General features: G+C 44.9%; 22 protein-coding genes. 10 read left to right on the forward strand and 12 right to left on the reverse strand.

The genetic code is table 11. The annotated features are described in order from the left end of the window. Positions 1 to 16: 16 nt before the first annotated feature. The gene (gene torE / locus ACF8OV_RS06795; RefSeq protein ID WP_005450728.1) at positions 17 to 196 is read right to left on the reverse strand and encodes a trimethylamine N-oxide reductase system protein TorE; all 180 of its coding nucleotides are present in this window, start codon (positions 194 to 196) and stop codon (positions 17 to 19) included. A 461-nt stretch (positions 197 to 657) separates the two neighbouring features. Here torE and ACF8OV_RS06800 point away from each other — a divergent pair, with 461 nt between their 5' ends. Continuing rightward, positions 658 to 1,470, forward strand: a complete 813-nt coding sequence (locus ACF8OV_RS06800; RefSeq protein WP_025509919.1) for an ABC transporter permease — start codon at positions 658 to 660, stop codon at positions 1,468 to 1,470. 237 nt (positions 1,471 to 1,707) lie between these two features. Continuing rightward, positions 1,708 to 1,845 (forward strand): hypothetical protein, encoded by a 138-nt coding sequence (locus ACF8OV_RS06805; protein ID WP_080255859.1) that lies wholly within the window; start codon positions 1,708 to 1,710, stop codon positions 1,843 to 1,845. Positions 1,846 to 1,917: 72 nt separating this feature from the next. Here ACF8OV_RS06805 and focA read toward each other — a convergent pair whose 3' ends face one another. Continuing rightward, entirely contained in the window at positions 1,918 to 2,778 is an 861-nt protein-coding gene (gene focA, locus ACF8OV_RS06810) for a formate transporter FocA (RefSeq protein ID WP_005462425.1), read from the reverse strand. A gap of 299 nt (positions 2,779 to 3,077) precedes the next feature. Here focA and ACF8OV_RS06815 point away from each other — a divergent pair, with 299 nt between their 5' ends. Continuing rightward, positions 3,078 to 3,314 carry a TIGR02647 family protein gene (locus ACF8OV_RS06815; protein WP_005462432.1) on the forward strand — a complete coding sequence of 79 codons (237 nt, stop codon included), beginning with the start codon at positions 3,078 to 3,080 and terminating at the stop codon, positions 3,312 to 3,314. Positions 3,315 to 3,398: 84 nt separating this feature from the next. On the opposite strand, the gene ACF8OV_RS06820 is transcribed toward ACF8OV_RS06815, so the two are convergent. Further along, entirely contained in the window at positions 3,399 to 3,821 is a 423-nt protein-coding gene (locus tag ACF8OV_RS06820) for a PACE efflux transporter (RefSeq protein WP_025623059.1), read from the reverse strand. Between the two features lie 88 nt (positions 3,822 to 3,909). Between ACF8OV_RS06820 and ACF8OV_RS06825 the strand changes: the two genes are divergently transcribed. Genes ACF8OV_RS06825 through ACF8OV_RS06835 form a run of 3 tightly spaced genes read left to right on the forward strand, consistent with a single transcriptional unit; the run spans position 3,910 to position 6,265 of the window. Then, positions 3,910 to 4,794, forward strand: a complete 885-nt coding sequence (locus ACF8OV_RS06825) for a LysR family transcriptional regulator (RefSeq protein WP_025623061.1) — start codon at positions 3,910 to 3,912, stop codon at positions 4,792 to 4,794. An 8-nt stretch (positions 4,795 to 4,802) separates the two neighbouring features. Continuing rightward, entirely contained in the window at positions 4,803 to 5,630 is an 828-nt protein-coding gene (locus tag ACF8OV_RS06830; RefSeq protein WP_017448338.1) for an NAD(P)H-binding protein, read from the forward strand. Beyond that, positions 5,627 to 6,265, forward strand: coding sequence for a YdcF family protein (locus tag ACF8OV_RS06835; RefSeq protein ID WP_025623063.1), 639 nt, complete (start codon positions 5,627 to 5,629; stop codon positions 6,263 to 6,265). The genes ACF8OV_RS06830 and ACF8OV_RS06835 overlap by 4 nt, the downstream gene beginning before the upstream one ends. Positions 6,266 to 6,337: 72 nt before the next feature. Here ACF8OV_RS06835 and ACF8OV_RS06840 read toward each other — a convergent pair whose 3' ends face one another. Both ACF8OV_RS06840 and cysS read right to left on the reverse strand, forming a co-directional pair. Further along, on the reverse strand, positions 6,338 to 6,916 hold the full coding sequence (locus ACF8OV_RS06840; protein WP_005450744.1) for a thymidine kinase: 579 nt from the start codon (positions 6,914 to 6,916) through the stop codon (positions 6,338 to 6,340). An 82-nt stretch (positions 6,917 to 6,998) separates the two neighbouring features. Further along, complete coding sequence (gene cysS / locus ACF8OV_RS06845; RefSeq protein ID WP_005478905.1) at positions 6,999 to 8,381, reverse strand: cysteine--tRNA ligase; 1,383 nt, start codon at positions 8,379 to 8,381, stop codon at positions 6,999 to 7,001. 203 nt (positions 8,382 to 8,584) lie between these two features. On the opposite strand from cysS, the gene ACF8OV_RS06850 reads away from it, so the two are divergent. From ACF8OV_RS06850 to ACF8OV_RS06865, 4 genes are all read left to right on the forward strand, one after another. After that, complete coding sequence (locus ACF8OV_RS06850) at positions 8,585 to 9,079, forward strand: peptidylprolyl isomerase (protein WP_005487618.1); 495 nt, start codon at positions 8,585 to 8,587, stop codon at positions 9,077 to 9,079. Positions 9,080 to 9,139: 60 nt separating this feature from the next. Continuing rightward, the gene (gene lpxH, locus ACF8OV_RS06855; protein ID WP_025623064.1) at positions 9,140 to 9,868 is read left to right on the forward strand and encodes a UDP-2,3-diacylglucosamine diphosphatase; all 729 of its coding nucleotides are present in this window, start codon (positions 9,140 to 9,142) and stop codon (positions 9,866 to 9,868) included. Positions 9,869 to 9,976: 108 nt separating this feature from the next. After that, positions 9,977 to 11,191: an EAL and HDOD domain-containing protein gene (locus ACF8OV_RS06860; RefSeq protein WP_005459985.1), complete on the forward strand. Its 1,215-nt coding sequence runs from the start codon at positions 9,977 to 9,979 to the stop codon at positions 11,189 to 11,191. Positions 11,192 to 11,264: 73 nt separating this feature from the next. Beyond that, entirely contained in the window at positions 11,265 to 11,768 is a 504-nt protein-coding gene (locus tag ACF8OV_RS06865) for a YchJ family protein (protein ID WP_015296531.1), read from the forward strand. A 67-nt stretch (positions 11,769 to 11,835) separates the two neighbouring features. Here the strand turns inward: ACF8OV_RS06865 and hisIE are convergent, their stop codons facing one another. From hisIE to hisD, 7 genes are all read right to left on the reverse strand, one after another. Beyond that, a complete protein-coding gene (hisIE, locus tag ACF8OV_RS06870) occupies positions 11,836 to 12,471 on the reverse strand; it encodes a bifunctional phosphoribosyl-AMP cyclohydrolase/phosphoribosyl-ATP diphosphatase HisIE (protein WP_203502819.1) in 636 nt (211 codons plus the stop codon). Then, positions 12,468 to 13,241 carry an imidazole glycerol phosphate synthase subunit HisF gene (gene hisF, locus ACF8OV_RS06875; protein ID WP_020840389.1) on the reverse strand — a complete coding sequence of 258 codons (774 nt, stop codon included), beginning with the start codon at positions 13,239 to 13,241 and terminating at the stop codon, positions 12,468 to 12,470. The genes hisIE and hisF overlap by 4 nt, the downstream gene beginning before the upstream one ends. Continuing rightward, positions 13,223 to 13,960 carry a 1-(5-phosphoribosyl)-5-[(5-phosphoribosylamino)methylideneamino]imidazole-4-carboxamide isomerase gene (gene hisA, locus ACF8OV_RS06880; protein ID WP_005495717.1) on the reverse strand — a complete coding sequence of 246 codons (738 nt, stop codon included), beginning with the start codon at positions 13,958 to 13,960 and terminating at the stop codon, positions 13,223 to 13,225. The genes hisF and hisA overlap by 19 nt, the downstream gene beginning before the upstream one ends. A gap of 12 nt (positions 13,961 to 13,972) precedes the next feature. Next, positions 13,973 to 14,587 (reverse strand): imidazole glycerol phosphate synthase subunit HisH, encoded by a 615-nt coding sequence (gene hisH, locus ACF8OV_RS06885; RefSeq protein ID WP_203502820.1) that lies wholly within the window; start codon positions 14,585 to 14,587, stop codon positions 13,973 to 13,975. A 26-nt stretch (positions 14,588 to 14,613) separates the two neighbouring features. Continuing rightward, positions 14,614 to 15,687, reverse strand: a complete 1,074-nt coding sequence (gene hisB, locus ACF8OV_RS06890) for a bifunctional histidinol-phosphatase/imidazoleglycerol-phosphate dehydratase HisB (RefSeq protein WP_005460048.1) — start codon at positions 15,685 to 15,687, stop codon at positions 14,614 to 14,616. 65 nt (positions 15,688 to 15,752) lie between these two features. After that, positions 15,753 to 16,793: a histidinol-phosphate transaminase gene (gene hisC, locus ACF8OV_RS06895; RefSeq protein ID WP_005480420.1), complete on the reverse strand. Its 1,041-nt coding sequence runs from the start codon at positions 16,791 to 16,793 to the stop codon at positions 15,753 to 15,755. A gap of 15 nt (positions 16,794 to 16,808) precedes the next feature. Further along, positions 16,809 to 18,104: a histidinol dehydrogenase gene (gene hisD / locus ACF8OV_RS06900; RefSeq protein ID WP_203502822.1), complete on the reverse strand. Its 1,296-nt coding sequence runs from the start codon at positions 18,102 to 18,104 to the stop codon at positions 16,809 to 16,811. Positions 18,105 to 18,106: the final 2 nt, after the last annotated feature.

Genomic DNA, 18,106 nt, shown 5'->3' on the forward strand with positions numbered 1-18,106 from the left:
TTGTGAGCTCACTGGCTTACATGCCGTGTGCGCCTGGAGGACCAAAGAAGAACACTTGTAGTGCCCAAACGATAAATCCGTAGCCGCCTACGAAAGCCACACTCAGAATTGGGAAGAGAACAACTGCAATGAAGAGGAAAGACTTCCACTCCAGTGAGCGTTTTTCGCCACTCTCAATTTTATTAACATCACTCATACATTTGCCTATTTTGTATCTAGTGTTATTGAAAAGCCCGTGTAACCAAGCTTAAGTTTTTACAATCTCTAATTGAAAATGTTAGACCATACTAATAGTAAGGTTCAATCAAATAACTCCCTTCAAGCCTTGTAATTCAACACTTTTTTGAGCTCATCCGGAGTTGTGTGGGATTGATATTATTTATTAAAAAACATGAACAGATATGAAAAAATAAGTCTTTTAAAACCTTGTTAAACTTACAACATTTACAAAACATAAATTACATTTGAGCGGTAAAATTCGTGCCGAAAAATTACTCAAATTCCTGAGAAAGATAATGACTTGTAAACAAAATGATAAAAAACATTTTATAAAACCTCTCGCAATTTCCACCATGAAAAAAGCAAAAATTACCCATTGAGATTCATATAGAGAATGGGGTTGGTTACAATTCTAAGCGGCAATGTCAAGGAGTGATTATGAACAGTGTGGTGGACATTAGTTGGGCAAAATTAGCGGCTTTCAGTTTGATTCTGTTAGTGCCACTTGCGATCAATGCACGCTATAGATTAGGCATCGCGAAAGATGCATCAGTCAGCGTTGTGCGTATGACTTTACAGCTCGTTCTGATCGGGGTTTATCTTGAATATCTCTTTCAATTAAACAGTTTGATCATCAACTTACTTTGGCTTGCGATTATGCTCGTCGTAGGATCAAGCTCCATTGCAGGGAAAGCACGTTTACCGAAAAAGCCGCTCATGCTGCCACTTCTAACTGGGCTTGTATGTGGCTTGTTTCCACTACTAATTGCGATCACCGCTGGCTTGGTGCGTCCTACTCCGCTTTACAATGCACAATATATGATCCCATTGGCAGGCATGCTGTTAGGCAATAGTCTGAGCAGTAATATCATCGCGCTACAAAACTTATTCTCTGCTTTTGAAGAGCGTAAATCTGAGTACGAAGCTGCCATCTCACTGGGTGCCGCCCCTAAATACGCTTCCTTTCCTTTCGTTCAGGAGGCTCTGAGAAAATCGTTAGCGCCAACGCTAGCCTCAATGACCACGATGGGCCTTGTCACACTTCCTGGTATGATGACGGGGCAAATCCTAGGGGGCGCAAGCCCATTGGTTGCCATTAAATATCAACTGGTCATCATGCTAGCTATTTTTGTCATGATGAGCGTCTCTGTTGCCATCACACTTGAAATGACATTGAGCTTTGTACAAACAAAAGAAGGCCGTGTTACGGTCAAAGTACGCCCAGTTGATGGAATGAAGCGAGGTCAGTAATTGGCCACATAACCCCCTAATTTTATGAAATTTTCTGGATCTTCAGAGATACTCACGATCTTTGATACAGGTTATCCACAGAAAATGTGGATAAGCCACCAAAAGATATACGCAACCAGAAACATAGCCACATTTCTGAGTCTCCTGTCTTATCAACATGCAATGGTCACATTTTAGTCAACTCAATGACATCTTCGGCTTCTACATTGTGCTTAGAGACAAAATGGAGCAGATATCATGGACGTATTGATCATGGCGGAAAAACACGATGAGTTACTGTCTGACTTGCCGGTTGAATGGCTTGTGCAAGAGCCACAAGAGATCACATCTCACTGGTTGCCAAACGAGTTTGGAGTCAATGAAGAGCTGATTTAGAAAGCACTTTAAGCCAACTACAATGCACAAAAAAGGCGAGCTACCTAGCTCGCCTTTCTCTTTCTTTGGTCTCTATCGCAGATGCTTGTCTTCATCACGTAGATAGATCATCCAGTACCACATACCGACGAATACACCACCGCCGATGATGTTACCGATCGTGACTGGGATAAGGTTGTTAACGATAAAGCCCATCATGTTCAAGTCCGCATAATTTGCGATATCAGCACCTGTCATTTGCCAGAAGGCTTCTGGCGCAAAGTATTTGATACCAATAGCCATTGGAACTTGGAACATGTTCGCAATACAGTGCTCAAAACCAGCGGAGACGAACATCGCTACTGGCAAAATCATTACCGCGATTTTGTCTGTTAATGTACGGCCACTGAATGTCATCCAAACCGCAATACAAACTAACACGTTACACATGATGCCAAGAGCAACCGCCGCAAAAAAACCATGGTGCAATTTATGTTGTGAAATGGCCATGGCATTCAAACCAACTTGGCCGTGATCAAACATGTATTGCTTTGTCACCAACATACACGCCACCAGCAAAATAGCGCCAACCATATTGCCGAAATAAACCACAAACCAGTTTTTAACCAGCGTTTTCCATGAAATTTTGCCACTCGCACGCGCAACCAGAGTCAGAACCGAACTGGTAAATAGCTCGCCACCAGTAACCACCACCAAAATCAAACCAAGGCTAAATGCTAGGCCGCCAATGAGTCGTGTGATGCCCCAAGGCAGATCACCCGCACCTGTCGTTACTGTGGTATAGAAAATGAAAGCAATACCAATATGAAGCCCCGCAGAAATGGCGAGCAGAAAAGATTTGATTGGAGCTTTCGTTGCTTTGCCTACACCTACTTCGGCGGCACGTTCAGCAGCCTGAGGTGGCAATAAAGAGTCAAACTGATTGAAGTTCATGGAAGTGTAACATTTAGAAACAATTAAAGAGGCGCGGATAATCGCTCCATTTCCTGACTTTTTCAAGGGCTATTTTTCATGTTTACTAAAAATGTTGTTGGTGAGACGGAAATCGATAAAACTCAACTATAGTTTGTTGTCTTAACTATCATTGATATTAAACAAGATACTCAGCGTTCGAACAAAAATTCCACGTTATATCAGTCTGATAGCAATGCAGTTAACACTTCTTGTTGTTTTGTGTTGCTCAACACTGGTTTTAAGACTAGCTTGGATAAAAAAGCGCAAAGGAATTATCTATGAAATATTCAGCTGAACACATCGCCGAACTGAACCTTCTTCTTCAATTCGATTTAAGCAGTGCAGCGACAGGCATTAAAGTCCATTCAGATGCCTCAGAAGAGATGCAAGCAGCAGTTGCGCGTCTTTACCAAAAGCAATTGTGTACGCAACCTGATGGTGGTTATCTAACCGACGAAGGCATTGAAGTTGCAGAACACGCAGACAAAATCTTACGCGTACTTTCTGCAGAATAACTACCGCCCACTGACCAATAAAGCCACCGAAATACGGTGGCTTTTTTCTAGTTACGCCAATCGCATCTGGGGAATCTCACTCGGCTACACCAGTAACTTTCTCATTTTCCCAAACGGTTGAACTTTATCGTACAACCAGTTAAAGCCTGTGGCGTAAAACAAGAAGAAGACTAGAAATCCCGCTTCGAGCATCAATGCTTGAAAGAACGTAATCTCCAAGAACCATGCGATCACAGGTATAGAAATAAAGATCAACCCACCTTCAAACCCAATGGTGTGACCAAGGCGCATTGCTAAACTTCTGTCTGCTCGGTTGCTGCCAAACCACTTATCGAAGTACAAGTTGTAAATGTAGTTCCAAACTACGGTGTACAAACTCAAACCGATCCCTACTAACGCCAAATCACTTGAACCTTTGCCTGTGATCAACGCAGCTGTAGGCACAATGATCGCTAACGCCATCAATTCAAAAAGTACTGCGTGGAAAATTCGTTCGTTACGAGTCATGATTATCTACCCATTTGTTCTACTCAATGACTGAAATTTTATCTATGATTGAGATAATAAAAAGTTAGATACCATCGGTAAAAACGATATGTTTACTATCGAACAATTGCAGGCGTTTGTTGCCACATCCGAATCCGGCTCATTTTCCGCAGCAGCGAGAAAGTTAGGTCGAGCCCAATCCGTGATAAGCCAACACATTATGAACATGGAACTCGACTGTGGTGTCGATCTGTTTGATCGATCCGGCCGTTATCCCAAACTGACCGAGAACGGCCATGCACTGATGCCTTACGCGCAAGCGGCGATCAGTCAACTCGACCGATTAAACAATAAAGCAACTCAGCTCTTTTCTGCGCAGGCGAGCGAGCTTGTTCTCGCGATTGATGAAGGGATTCCGCTGACTCGATTACCGGATGTGCTTAAAAACCTAGAGCAACAATTTCCGCAACTACAAGTCGAATGTTTAACGGCATCTAGCCCAGACATTATTGAACTGGTGAAATCTGAACGTGCGACCACCGGAATTATTCTGAGCGACCTGCAAATGCCTAGGCATATCGATTTCACCAATCTTGGTAATATCGCATTCGATGTGTATGTATCTTCCGATCACCCATTAGCGGCTCAGAGAATTACCCATATCGATCAACTCAAACAATATCGCCAACTGGTGATACGCTCAAAGAGTGCAGAACCAGGTAACCTCAACCAAGCATTGAGCCCAGATATCTGGTACGCTGATAACTACTACATTTTGTTGGAATTAGCGAACAAAGGGTTTGGATGGTGCTTCCTGCCGGAGCACTTAGTCGCAGACTCACCAAACACGTTAAAAAAAGTTGGGGATGATTTCACAAAGCTGGCTTGGCAAGTCAATGTTGACCTGATTCAGCATCAAAAATGGCATTCTGATCCCCTCCATCAACAAGCCAAAGCAGAGCTCATTACTCTCTTTGAGCAAACAGTTAAGTAGGATAAATAATGGCAAACACATTGATTGTAGGTGCAGGTTGGCTTGGTACTCCACTAGCGCAAGCCTTGTTAGTCGAGGGACATGATGTAGTTATTACGCGTCGTAGCCAAGCTCGGTTAGATGAACGGCCATCCACTATTGCTAACGCCGCCCTGCTTGATCTCAACGATGAAAACGCAGCGCAAAAACTGGATGAAATAATTCAGTCGAATCATATCGAGCGTATTGTTGGTGCGTTTCCACCTGGGTTTCGTAGAGGGTCTGGTCGAGAGTATGCGCAGCAATGGTCAACGTTAGTTAAAGCGGCAAAACAGAATGCGATTGAAAAGCTCGTCATGATCAGCTCTACAACGGTCTACCCTAATTTACCAACGGAGATGAAAGAAGAATCCGCATCGCTCGCTCTCGCGCAAACCCACCCTCACTTTTCTGACAATGCGAAAATCATGCTCGAAGCGGAGCAATCCGTTATCGACTCTGGCATAAACTACGCCATCTTACGTTGCAGTGGTTTGATTGGCCCAGACAGACACCCCGCTCGCTTTGCCATGCGCCTAAAACAAGTCAGCCGTAAAGCCCCAGCCAACATGCTTCATCAAAGTGACGCAGTCGCTGTGGCACAATTTGCATTGGATCACCTGAGTAATCAGATCATTAATGTCACAACGCCTCACACCGTGAGCAAAGCTGAGTTTTACCAAGCAGCAATCACCAAAAGTGGCGCAGAGATTTCGCTACCTCCCGTTACAGAAGATGCCGATAAACGCATTTTAGCGGACAAACTGGTTTCACTTGGGTATCAATTCCGATTCAATTCAACGCTGGATGCACTATGAAGTTATATCAACATATAGAAACGCTTTGGGATTACATGCAGCTAAAACAGGATTTAAAGCCTGCCGACTGCTTGTTTGTTATGTGCAGTAACGACGTGCGAGTTGCTGAGCACGCCGCTGCGCTTTACCACCAAAAACTCGCACCATTGATTGTGTTCTCCGGTGGTGAAGGCCGTTTTACGGATGGGTTGTTTGAAAAAAGTGAAGCCGAAACATTTGCAGACATCGCGCGTTTAGCTGGCGTACCAAGCGATGCCATCATAGTAGAAACACGTTCAACCAATAGTGGAGAAAACGTCCGTTTCACCGAGCAGTTATTAAAAGAGAAAGGCATCCAATGCGAATCGATTATTTTAGTGCAAAAGCCATTTATGGAACGCCGCGCCATCGCTACGTTTGAGAAGCAATGGCAATCGCCCTACTCGCAAGTGCAAGTCAGTTCTACCGCTCATCCATTCTTCGAATACATCAACGAAGACATGCCGCTAATGATGGTGTTAGAAGCGCTGATGGAAGATTTTTCCCGCGTCAAAAGCTATCCCGAAAAAGGATTTCAAACTAAGCAAGACATTCCAAATCAAGTGGATTCATCTTATCAAGTCTTGTTAGAGCGATTCGGTTTTGATCTCGTCTGAGCGAAATGAACAATTAAAAAGCCACCGAATTCGGTGGCTTTTCTGTATTGCTTTGAAGCTGAATGGATAGGTTTATTTACCTAGGGCTTCTTTGTAGTGCTGACGGCAAACCGAGACATAACGGTCGTTGCCACCAATTGCCACTTGGTCACCTTCTTTGATTGCGACTCCGTGTTCGTCGGTGCGGATAACCATGTTTGCTTTTCGGCCACAGTGGCAAATCGTCTTCAACTCAACCAGCTTATCAGCCCAAGAGAGTAGGTACTTACTGCCTTCAAAAAGTTCGCCAAGAAAATCGGTACGAAGACCATAGCAAAGTACTGGAATATGCAGCTTATCCACTACCTCTGTAAGTTGGTAAACCTGCTCTTTCGATAGGAACTGACACTCGTCAATAAGAATACAGTGACGTTTTTCGACTTCATGCAGGGCTGCAATCTCTTGATATAGGTTCGTATCTGGACGGAACAAATGCGCGTCCGATTGTAAACCAATACGAGAACTTACTTTGCCTACACCATAGCGGTCGTCCAACGCCGCAGTGAAAATCACTGGCGTCATACCGCGTTCTTGGTAGTTAAATGAAGATTGAAGAAGAGTTGTCGATTTACCCGCATTCATTGCTGAGTAATAGAAATACATCTGAGCCACAGAGCATTACCTAAAGTTAAAATTTTATTGATGAAATTGGAAAATAAAAGGGCTGAATCATCAGCCCTTTTAAAAGATTCAATTACTTACGACGCCACGTTGTGCCTTCTGGGCCATCCTCAAGGACAATGCCCATTTCCGTCAGCTTATCACGTGCCATGTCGGCGTTTGCCCAATCTTTCGAAGCACGCGAGTCGTTACGCAGCTTGATTAGCGCTTCAATTTCAGCGACTTCATCATCGTTGCCAGCATTACCTTTTAGGAACGCTTCAGGATCTTGATAAAGAATACCAATCACGTCTGCTAGTTCGCGCATTAGCGCACCAAGTTCACTCGCTTTCTCTACGCTTTCTGTCTTAAGGCGGTTAACTTCGCGCGCCATATCAAACAGAACTGAGTATGCTTCTGGTGTGTTGAAGTCGTCGTTCATCGCAGCAGTAAAGCGAGATACATACTCCTCACCACCCGCTGGTGCTGCATTTAAATCCAGACCACGCAGAGAAGTATATAGACGCTCAAGAGAAGCGCGTGCTTGGTTTAGGTTATCTTCACTGTAGTTCAATTGGCTACGGTAGTGACCAGACATTAGGAAGTAACGCACGGTTTCAGCATCGTAGTGACCAAGAACGTCACGAATAGTGAAGAAGTTGCCTAAAGATTTAGACATCTTTTCGCGATCTACCATCACCATGCCACTGTGCATCCAAGTATTTACGTACTTAGTGTCGTGAGCACAGCAAGATTGTGCGATTTCGTTTTCGTGGTGTGGGAACTGTAGATCAGAGCCACCGCCGTGAATATCGAAATGATCGCCTAGGATCGTAGAGTTCATTGCTGAACATTCAATGTGCCAACCTGGACGACCTGGACCCCATGGAGATTCCCATGTTGGCTCGCCTGGTTTAGACATTTTCCAAAGAACGAAGTCTAGTGGGCTGCGTTTTGCTGTTTCGATATCAACGCGAGCACCAGCTTGAAGCTGATCAAGATCTTGCTTAGAAAGCTTGCCGTACTCGTCAAACTTACCCACTTCAAACATGACGTCGCCATTGTCTGCAACGTATGCGAAACCACGTTCGATAAGCTTTTCAACCAATTCGATGATTTCTGCGATAAATTGAGTTGCGCGCGGCTCAACGTCAGGACGCTTCATGTTCAACGCGTCAAAGTCTGCGTGCATGTCGCCAATCAAACGTTCTGTAAGTGATTCACAAGATTCGCCGTTTTCTGCTGCACGCTTGATGATTTTGTCATCAATATCTGTGATATTGCGAACAAACGTTAGGTCGTAACCAAGGTAGCGCAGGTAACGTGATACTACGTCAAAAGAAACGAAGGTGCGGCCGTGGCCGATGTGACAGAGATCGTAGATGGTTACCCCACAGACATACATGCCAACTTTACCGGCTGTAATTGGTTTGAATTCCTCTTTCTGTCTTGTGAGTGTGTTATATATCTTTAACATGATCTCTATCTATGATTGTGAATGAATACAAGAACGTCGAGTATATCAAGTCCGACCTTATTAGGTAATAGCAATTAACCGATAAAACGATAATCGGCTAAACTTCAAGCACAAAACGAAGAATTTACTCTTCTCGAGTTTTTAATGCGTTATAACTTAGGCTAGAATCTCGGGCTCAACACAACACAGTAAAGGAAAGTAGCATGATCACCCTTCACACTAATTTTGGTGACATCAAGATTCAACTAAACGAAGAGAAAGCGCCAGAGACAAGCGCAAACTTCCTTCAGTACTGCCGCGACGGCTTTTACGACAACACTCTTTTCCACCGTGTTATTGACGGTTTCATGATCCAAGGTGGCGGCATGGAATCAGGTCTACGTGAAAAATCAACACGTGCACCTATCAAGAACGAAGCAAACAACGGCCTAAGCAACAAAGTAGGCACAATTGCTATGGCTCGTACGATGGAACCACATTCTGCAAGCTCTCAGTTCTTCATCAACGTAAACAACAACACTTTCCTAGATTTCCGTAGCGAAAGCCTAGATGGTTGGGGTTACTGTGTATTCGGTGAAGTTGTAGAAGGTATGGACGTTGTAAACAAGATCAAGGGCGTTAGCACTGGTTCTTACGGCATGCACCAAGACGTACCACTAGAAGACGTGGTAATCACTGGTACTACAATCGCAGAGTAATTCTTGCGAATTATTCCCAAGAGATAAGTAATTGGGGAGGCTTCGCCTCCCCTTATTTCTATGACGACATTATTTATATCAGACTTGCACCTTACGCCGTCACGTCCTGACATCACAGAATGTTTCATTACATTCATGCGTACGGAAGCCAAAAATGCCGAAGCTCTTTATGTATTAGGCGATCTTTTCGAGTTTTGGGTCGGTGATGATGACAAAACACCGTTTGCAAACCAAATTCGTACCGAGTTCAAAACGCTCACCGACCAAGGTGTCCCGGTTTTCTTTATTCAAGGCAATCGTGACTTCTTGTTGGGCGAACGCTTTTGTAAAGAGACGGGCATCACTTTGCTTGATGACGTTTGCACCATCGACTTATATGGCACAAAAGCGGTGATTTTACACGGCGATACCCTGTGTACTGATGACGTGGAATATCAGAAATTTCGTAAAACTGTGCATCAGCCTTGGTTACAATGGATCTTTAAACGCATCCCATGGTGTTTAAAGAAAAAAATTGTCTCTAAAGTTCAATCAGACATTCGCGACGATAAAAAGATGAAGTCTTTAGATATCATGGACGTGAATCAAAGCGAAGTTGAAAAAGTGATGTCTCAGAATTGCGTCAACTTGATGATTCATGGCCACACTCATCGCCCAAATACACATTTTTTTGACGCAAATGGTGCTAAAAACACGCGCATCGTCTTAGGGGACTGGTATACGCAAGGCTCAGTTTTACAAGTGAATTCTGATGGTTTTGAACTGCAAAACCGGCCTTTCAACACATAATTTACGCTAAGCATGTCGAACATGTAGAAGATTCGCATTCAAAGCGTAGATATTTTGTAAAAAATCGCTATTATCATATTACTAAGTTAAACAGAACGAAGTACCTAATTGAAGTATTCTTACGTAGCTCGCCAACCGATTCTAGACAGAGAAAAGCGAACCATAGGTTACGAACTTCTCTTTCGAGACGGCCCCAAAAATACCTTCCCTGAAGTAGAACCTGAGCTTGCTACTAGTCGACTGCTATCTGATCATTTTTTGTCGACGCATTACAACACGTTAGGTAACAAACTCGGTTTTGTTAACTTTCCCCACCAAAGCTTGGTCAACCTTGTTCCGACACTGTTTCCGAAAGATTCTCTGGTTATTGAAGTGCTCGAAGATTGTGAGCCTACGCAAGAGCTTCTCGATGCAATAAAACATCTGCACGAATGCGGCTACCGAATTGCACTGGACGACTTTGTACCAACTAAGGCTTGGAAACGCTTTCTTCCGTACGTATCGATGATCAAATTTGATATTCGTTTAGTACCAATTGAAAAAGCGGCAATTTTCATCCAAGCATTGAGCCAGTTTAATATCGATTTTTTGGCTGAAAAAGTCGAAACCTATGAAGAGTTTGAACAAGCGCTTGACGCTGGTTTTAACTACTTCCAAGGTTACTTCTTTAGTAAACCAGAAATGATCCAAAAGAAGCGCCTCAACCCGGCGTTTTTAACCGTCATCCAGTTGTGTAAAGAGATTGCTGATAAGCCCATCGACTTCAATGAAGTGGAGCGTCTGTTCTCTATTGATGTGACGCTTTCCTATAAGTTGCTCACTTACGTCAACTCGGGTTACACGCTCACAACCAAGATCAAATCGTTTAGACAGGCGCTGATTTATCTGGGCGAAGAACGTTTACGACGCTTTATTTCACTGGTTGCAATCGCTTCTGTGCAAGAGGACAAGCCCGATTCACTCTACTCGCTTGCTATTCAACGCGCTCGTATGTGTGAAATTTTGCTTAGCCAAATGAAAACCAAGTACGATCCTGGACAAGCCTTTCTGACTGGTATGTTCTCATTATTAGGCTCGCTTCTCGATCAACCTCTGTCGGATGTGATTGAAGACATTCCCGTCGATGAAGACATCAAGCTTGCACTGACAAGTCGAAAAGGTGTGCTTGGGTATCTCCTTTCTATGTGTATTGCTTACGAACAAGCAGATTGGGAACTGGCTGAAAGATACTGCTCTGTATTGAAGTTAACGGAAACTCAGCTAGCTGATGCATTCAATGAATCGACAGAGTGGGCTCAAGAACTGCTTTCTCAAACACCTTAACTCGCTATAATGCTTCTCTCCCACTCTATTGGGATTATTTGTTTCATCGCTTTACCTAACGAGATTTCATCTTATGGCTTCTTCTTGTCCTTGCGGCGCTAACCGTACCTACCAACAGTGTTGTGAAATTGCGCACAATAATCACGCTGACGTCAAAACACCAGAACAGTTAATGCGCTCTCGCTATAGCGCTCATGTGCTAGGCCTCGTTGACTACGTTGTGAAAACATATCACCCAAGTTGTAACGCAGAAGAACAACGTGAAGGTATCGCACAATCGATCGACAGCGATTGGTGCAAACTGGAAGTCGTCAAAGCAGAAGCTGGCAGCCATGAAAATGAAGGCTTTGTTGAGTTCAACGCCTATTTCAATGAAGACGGCCAACGCTACTGCCTGAGCGAGCGTTCACGCTTCGTGAAAGAAGATGGGCTGTGGTATTACATTGACGGCACCTTCCCTGAAGAAGAATCCGAGCAAGATCCGCGACTTAATCAATCCATCAGCAGCTTAAAAGTAGGCCGTAACGATCCATGTATTTGTGGCAGCGGTAAGAAATTTAAAAAGTGCTGTGGATAAAATCGCACTATCAAGAAAAAACAAAGGCTTCCAAATGGAAGCCTTTGTTTTATTTCTTTAACTTGAACTACTTGTGACGCTCTTTAAGCTTATTCACCACATCGTTCATTGATAAACCTTGGTCTTGTAAAAGCACCAACAAGTGATAGATCAAATCTGCAGATTCACACACTAACTCAGCCTTATCGCCCGACGTCGCCGCAAGCGCGACTTCAACGCCTTCTTCGCCCACTTTCTGCGAAATACGCTTGGTACCACGGGCATAAAGACTGGCGGTATAAGAGGAGTCTGGATCGGCACTCTTGCGGGCAGCCAGTAGCTGCTCAAGTTGATGAAGCCACACCATTTGTGATTCCTCTTGTGCATCGCCGTCCCAACACGTTGTTGTGCCTGTGTGGCAAGTTGGTCCAATAGGATTCACTCGAACCAGCAAAGTATCATTGTCACAATCTAGAGAGATATTCACGAGTTGAAGAACATTGCCAGACGTTTCACCTTTAGTCCATAAACGCTCTTTAGTGCGTGAGAAAAATGTCACCTGACCCGTTTCACCCGTTTTTGCTAGCGCGTCTTGGTTCATGTAACCCATCATAAGAACTTGGCTCGATTGGAAGTCTTGTACGATGGCAGGTACCAAGCCATCCACCTTTTCCCAATTGATTCGCTCCGACAGCGAACTGACTTCGACGGCTTTAAAACTCATAGTCGTACCTCAATGCCTTGTTGTTTCAAATACTGCTTTAGTTCACCAATATTGATGACTTGTTTGTGGAATACCGAAGCGGCAAGAGCACCATCCACGTTTGCTTTTTGGTATGCTTCTGCAAAATGCTCCATGGCACCTGCACCACCGGAAGCGATCAGAGGAACTTTACACACTTCGCGTACCATATTGAGCTGTTCAATATCGTAACCGTTACGCACGCCGTCTTGGTTCATCATGTTGAGCACGATTTCACCAGCGCCGCGCTTTTGCACTTCTTGTACCCAATCGCGCGTTTCCCACTTCGTCGCCTTTGTACGTTCTTCGTCGCCAGTAAACTGGTAAACCTGATATTTACCAGTATCTTTGTCATAGTAGGAATCGATACCAACTACGATACACTGAACGCCAAATTTATCTGCTAAATCAGTAATAAGTTGCGGGTTAGCCAACGCTGGCGAGTTGATAGAGACTTTGTCTGCACCAAACTCCAGAATACGTGCAGCATCCTCTGCGGATTTAATACCACCAGCCACACAAAAAGGAATGTCGATCACTTCCGCGACACGAGCCACCCAACTTTTATCAACTACACGACCATCGCTTGATGCAGTGATGTCGTAAAACACCAGCTCATCAGCGCCTTCTTCAGCGTAGCGTTTAGCGAGAGGAACAATGTCACCGATGATCTCGTGGTTGCGAAACTGAACGCCCTTCACCACTTGTCCATCACGAACATCAAGACATGGAATTATTCGCTTTGCCAGCATGCAAATGCCTCCTCTGCTGTGAACTTACCATCTAACAACGCGCGACCAACAATCACGCCTGCCACACCGCTGCCTTTTAGCGCTTCGATATCCGCTAATGAGCCGATACCACCTGAAGATTGGAACTGCACTTGTGGGTACTGTTTACATAGGTCGACGTAAAGCTCTACGTTTGAGCCTTCTAACGTACCGTCACGAGAAATGTCAGTACACAGCACGTGCTGTAGACCTACCGTTAAGTAATCATTGATCAGAGCTTCAATAGTCACGCCTGAATCTTCTTGCCAACCAGAGATCGCCACTTTACGTGTGCCGTCTTGGTCGATGTTGATGTCCAACGCGAGAACGATTTTCTCTGCGCCGTATTTTTCCATCCAACCTTTTACTAACTCAGGCTGTTTTACTGCGGTTGAACCAACCACAACGCGCTGTGCACCCGCTTCTAATAAGTCCACAACGTCTTGTTCGGTACGCACACCGCCACCGATTTGGATGTTCGCAGGCGTGCTTGCTAATAGCTTTGCAATCAAATCAAGTTGGCGCGCAGATGTATCTTTCGCGCCCGTCAGATCCACCAAGTGCAGCCAGTTAGCCCCTGCTTGGTGATACAAGTTGAACTGCTCTGCTGGGTCGACTTTATATTCGGTTACTTGCCCGTAATCACCTTGATATAGGCGAACTACCTGTCCTTCAATTAAATCAAGAGCTGGAATAATCACACTAAATCCCTTTTATAATTCTAAGAAGTTTTGAATAAGCTTCGCGCCCGCTTTTGAAGAACGCTCTGGGTGGAATTGCACACCATAATAGTTACCACTTTGAACCGCAGCAGTGAATGGATTTCCGTAATCACATTCGGCAATGGTGTAGTCTCCAACTGGCATCGCAAAGCTGTGCACAAAATAGAAGTACTCACTCTCTTCAATGTCTTTGAACAACGGATTGCCTGCTTTTGCAGAAACAGTATTCCACCCCATGTGTGGCAGTGGCAAATCGCCAGTTTGTAGCAGCTCCACTTCGCCATCACAAAGCCCAAGACACTCAACCAATTCATCTGCTTTTTGGCCTTTCTCTTGAGAAAACTTACCCAATAACTGCATACCTAAACAGATACCGAGCAATGGCTTTTCAACTTGCTTAACGAGATTGATAAGATCACGCTCTTCAAGGTTTTTCATCGCTTCGCTGGCTGTACCCACACCAGGTAGGAACAACTTGTCTGCTGACAACACCACTTGAGGATCTTTTGAAATCGTTACGCCATAACCTAAGCGTTCAATGGCAAACTTCACCGAAGAAACGTTGGCACAGCCCGTATCGATAATGACAACTTTTTGTTCTGTCACTGTTTTTCTCCTTGCTCACGTGAGCCTTAAAGGACGCCTTTGCTGCTTGGCAGCTCCGTACCTTCCACCTTGATTGCTTGGCGTAACGTTCGACCAAACGCTTTGAATAGACTCTCAATGATGTGGTGATCATTATCGCCAGCAGAAGAAAGGTGCAGCGTACACGCTAGTGTGTCAGTTAAAGAACGGAAGAAGTGAACCACCATCTCTGTCGACAAGTCTCCAACTTGATCACGGCTGAATTTCGCGTCAAATTTCAGGTAAGGACGACCAGACAAATCCAACGCACATTGCGCCAAGCACTCATCCATCGGCAGGCTGAAACCAAAGCGACCAATGCCGCGCTTATCGCCCAACGCCTCTTTTAATGCCTGACCAAGGGCTAATGCGGTATCTTCAATCGTGTGGTGATCATCAATGTGTAAATCACCGTCGACTTTGCACACCATTTGGAAACCACCGTGAGTGGCAATTTGATCCAGCATGTGGTCAAAGAAACCAAGACCTGTTGAGATATCATTGCCACCTTGCTCATCCAGATTAACGGCAACTTTAATGTCGGTTTCTTTAGTAGTACGAATCACTTCGGCAACCCGTGCTTTTACCGTTAGATCTTTCAAGATCTGCTTCCAACCCATGGTTTCTGGATTGTATTGAATGCCGCGAATCGCCATGTTTTCCGCCAATTGCAGATCCGTCTGACGGTCACCAATCACGACAGAATTTTGGAAATCCACTTTACCGCCTTGAAGATACTCTTTCACCATGCCTAATTTAGGCTTACGGCAAGAGCAGTTGTCTTCTTCAAAATGCGGACAAATCAGCACATCATCGAACTTCACACCTTGAGACTCGAAGATCTCCATCATCATGTTGTGTGGCGCATCGAAGTCTTCTTGAGGGTAGCTGTCTGTGCCCAGACCATCTTGGTTTGTCACCATCACTAGACGGTATCCCGCATCCTGCAACGACAACAGGCTTGGGATAACGAACGGTTCTAGTTTTAACTTATCCAAGCGATCAACTTGGAAATCAATCGGTGGCTCAACAATCAGCGTGCCATCTCGGTCGATAAATAGGATTTTTTGTTGCTTGCTCACTCGAACTTCCTTATTACTAATCTTGTTTCGTTCTCGGCATAAACCGAGAACGTTGAGAATTCTATTTATGAATAGTAGTTTCTAATGAAACCCAGTGTCTTTTCACACTCGTCGCGGTTACCAACGCTGATACGCACGCAGTTTTCAATTGGTGAGTTACGTAGAATGATTCCGGTATCCCACGCCGCTTTAAACAGCGCATCACCATCTGGGAATTTAACCAATAGATAATTGCCCCACCCTTCGAACACTTGCAATCCTGGAATCATCGACAAACCAACCTGCAGATAAGCGCGGTTTGCATTAAGGTCGAGGACTTGGAATTTCGCTCGAGCCAAACCTGCTTCTGACAAGGCTTGAACCGCAATTTCAGCAACAGGCACTGGTACTGGGTACGGCGCGATGACTTTAAGTAGGACGTTGATTAGCTCCTCGTTTGCAAGCGTGAAACCACAACGTAAGCCTGCAAGCGCAAACGCTTTTGATAACGTACGTAGAATCGCAAGATTTGGATACTGAGCTAACAAATCCACCGTTGACGCCTCAGGGCAAAAATCGATGTACGCTTCGTCCATGACCACGATTGCTCGGTCTTTTGTCATCTCAAGCAGAGAGACAATATCTTCACGCTTAACGAGGTTACCGGTTGGGTTGTTTGGCGAACAAACAAAAACCAGCTTGACGTTATCGAGATTGGATTCGATGCCAGCAAGGTCAAGCTGCCAATCCGATGTTAGCGGTACAGTCTTACGTTCAACACCAATGGTTTCAGCACTGATTGCGTACATACCGTAAGTCGGAGGGCAGTACAAAATCGCGTCTTGTCCTGGCTCACAGAAAGCGCGAACTAACAGCTCGATACCTTCGTCAGCGCCACGAGAAGTAAGCGTCTGTTCTGGCTTTACACCCGCGTAGGCAGCGTAAGCAGAAATAAGCGCTTTTGGCTGGCATTCGCTGTAGCGGTTTAGGCGAGCAAAATCCGTTTTGTACTCATTATTAAATGGAGATTCATTGGCGTTGAGCCAAACGTCACCCGTGCCGCCAATTCGGCGAGCAGATAAATACGGGGTTAATTCTTGAACTTGTTTGCGTGCTAGCTTTTCCATCTCTTTACTCTCTTATTATCTATTTTTGGTCAGCTTTTCTACTCGGATGGTGACTGCACGTTTGTGAGCGTCGAGACCTTCCGCCTCCGCCATCGTAACCACAGTCGGAGCGAGATTCTGTAAACCTTCAGCCGATAACTCTTGCACGGTCATTCGTTTAGAAAAGTCGGCAAGGCCAAGGCTTGAGTAAGTACGAGTATACCCGTAAGTTGGAAGCACGTGGTTAGTTCCCGACGCATAATCACCTGCAGATTCAGGAGACCAATCGCCAAGAAAGATAGAGCCCGCATTATCTAGTAGTGGAAGTAGCTCACGCGGGTTCTTCGTTTGCACAATTAAGTGCTCAGGGCCGTAGTAGTTAGAGATAGAAACCGCTTGTGTGATTGACTCAGAAATAATAATCAGACTCGAAGCCAACGCCTTCTGCGCGATGTCTGCTCGAGACAAGGCTTTTAGTTGACGCTGAACGGCATCCGTTACTTGATCCGCGACAATTGGTGATGGTGTCACAAGAACTACCTGTGAATCAGGGCCGTGCTCAGCTTGGCTTAACAAGTCTGCTGCGATGAAATCTGGATCTGCGGTTTCGTCTGCAATCACAAGAACTTCAGAAGGGCCAGCCGGCATGTCAATCGCAGCACCACGGAAGTCATTGCTTACTTGACGTTTTGCTTCCGTCACATAGGCGTTACCCGGGCCAAAAATTTTATCCACTTTGGAGACGCTTTTCGTACCGTAAGCCATAGCAGCGACCGCCTGTCCACCACCGACATTGTAAACTTCATCAATGCCGCACAACTTGGCAACGTACAAAATTTCATCTGCAATCGGTGGAGGAGAACAAAGCACCACTTTACGACAACCAGCGATTTTTGCAGGCACGCCCAGCATCAATACTGTCGATGGCAATGGCGCGCTACCACCAGGAATATACAACCCTACTTTTTGAATGGGACGTGTCACTTGCTCACACATCACACCAGGTTGTGTCTCCACTTTAATTGGTTGTGGCTTTTGTGCTTTATGAAATTTAGCAATGTTGCTGTAAGCCTGCTCTAGTGCTTGTTTCATTTCCGCAGAAAGACGCTCTGAAGCCGCATCAATTTCTTTGGATGGAACTCGGATTGATTCCGGTTTTACACGGTCAAACTTCTCTGTAAGTTCTAATAGCGCTGCGTCACCTTGAGTACGCACCTTTGCGATCACATCCGCAACTGCAGCGGTAATATTCGCGCCTTCCGCAATGGCAGGACGCTCTAAAATTGCATCTTGTTGCTCTTCACTCAGTGATTGCCATACAACAGTTCTCATTG

Source organism: Vibrio sp. GLN_1 (genome assembly GCF_043106015.1).
Taxonomy (GTDB): Bacteria; Pseudomonadota; Gammaproteobacteria; order Enterobacterales; family Vibrionaceae; genus Vibrio; species Vibrio parahaemolyticus.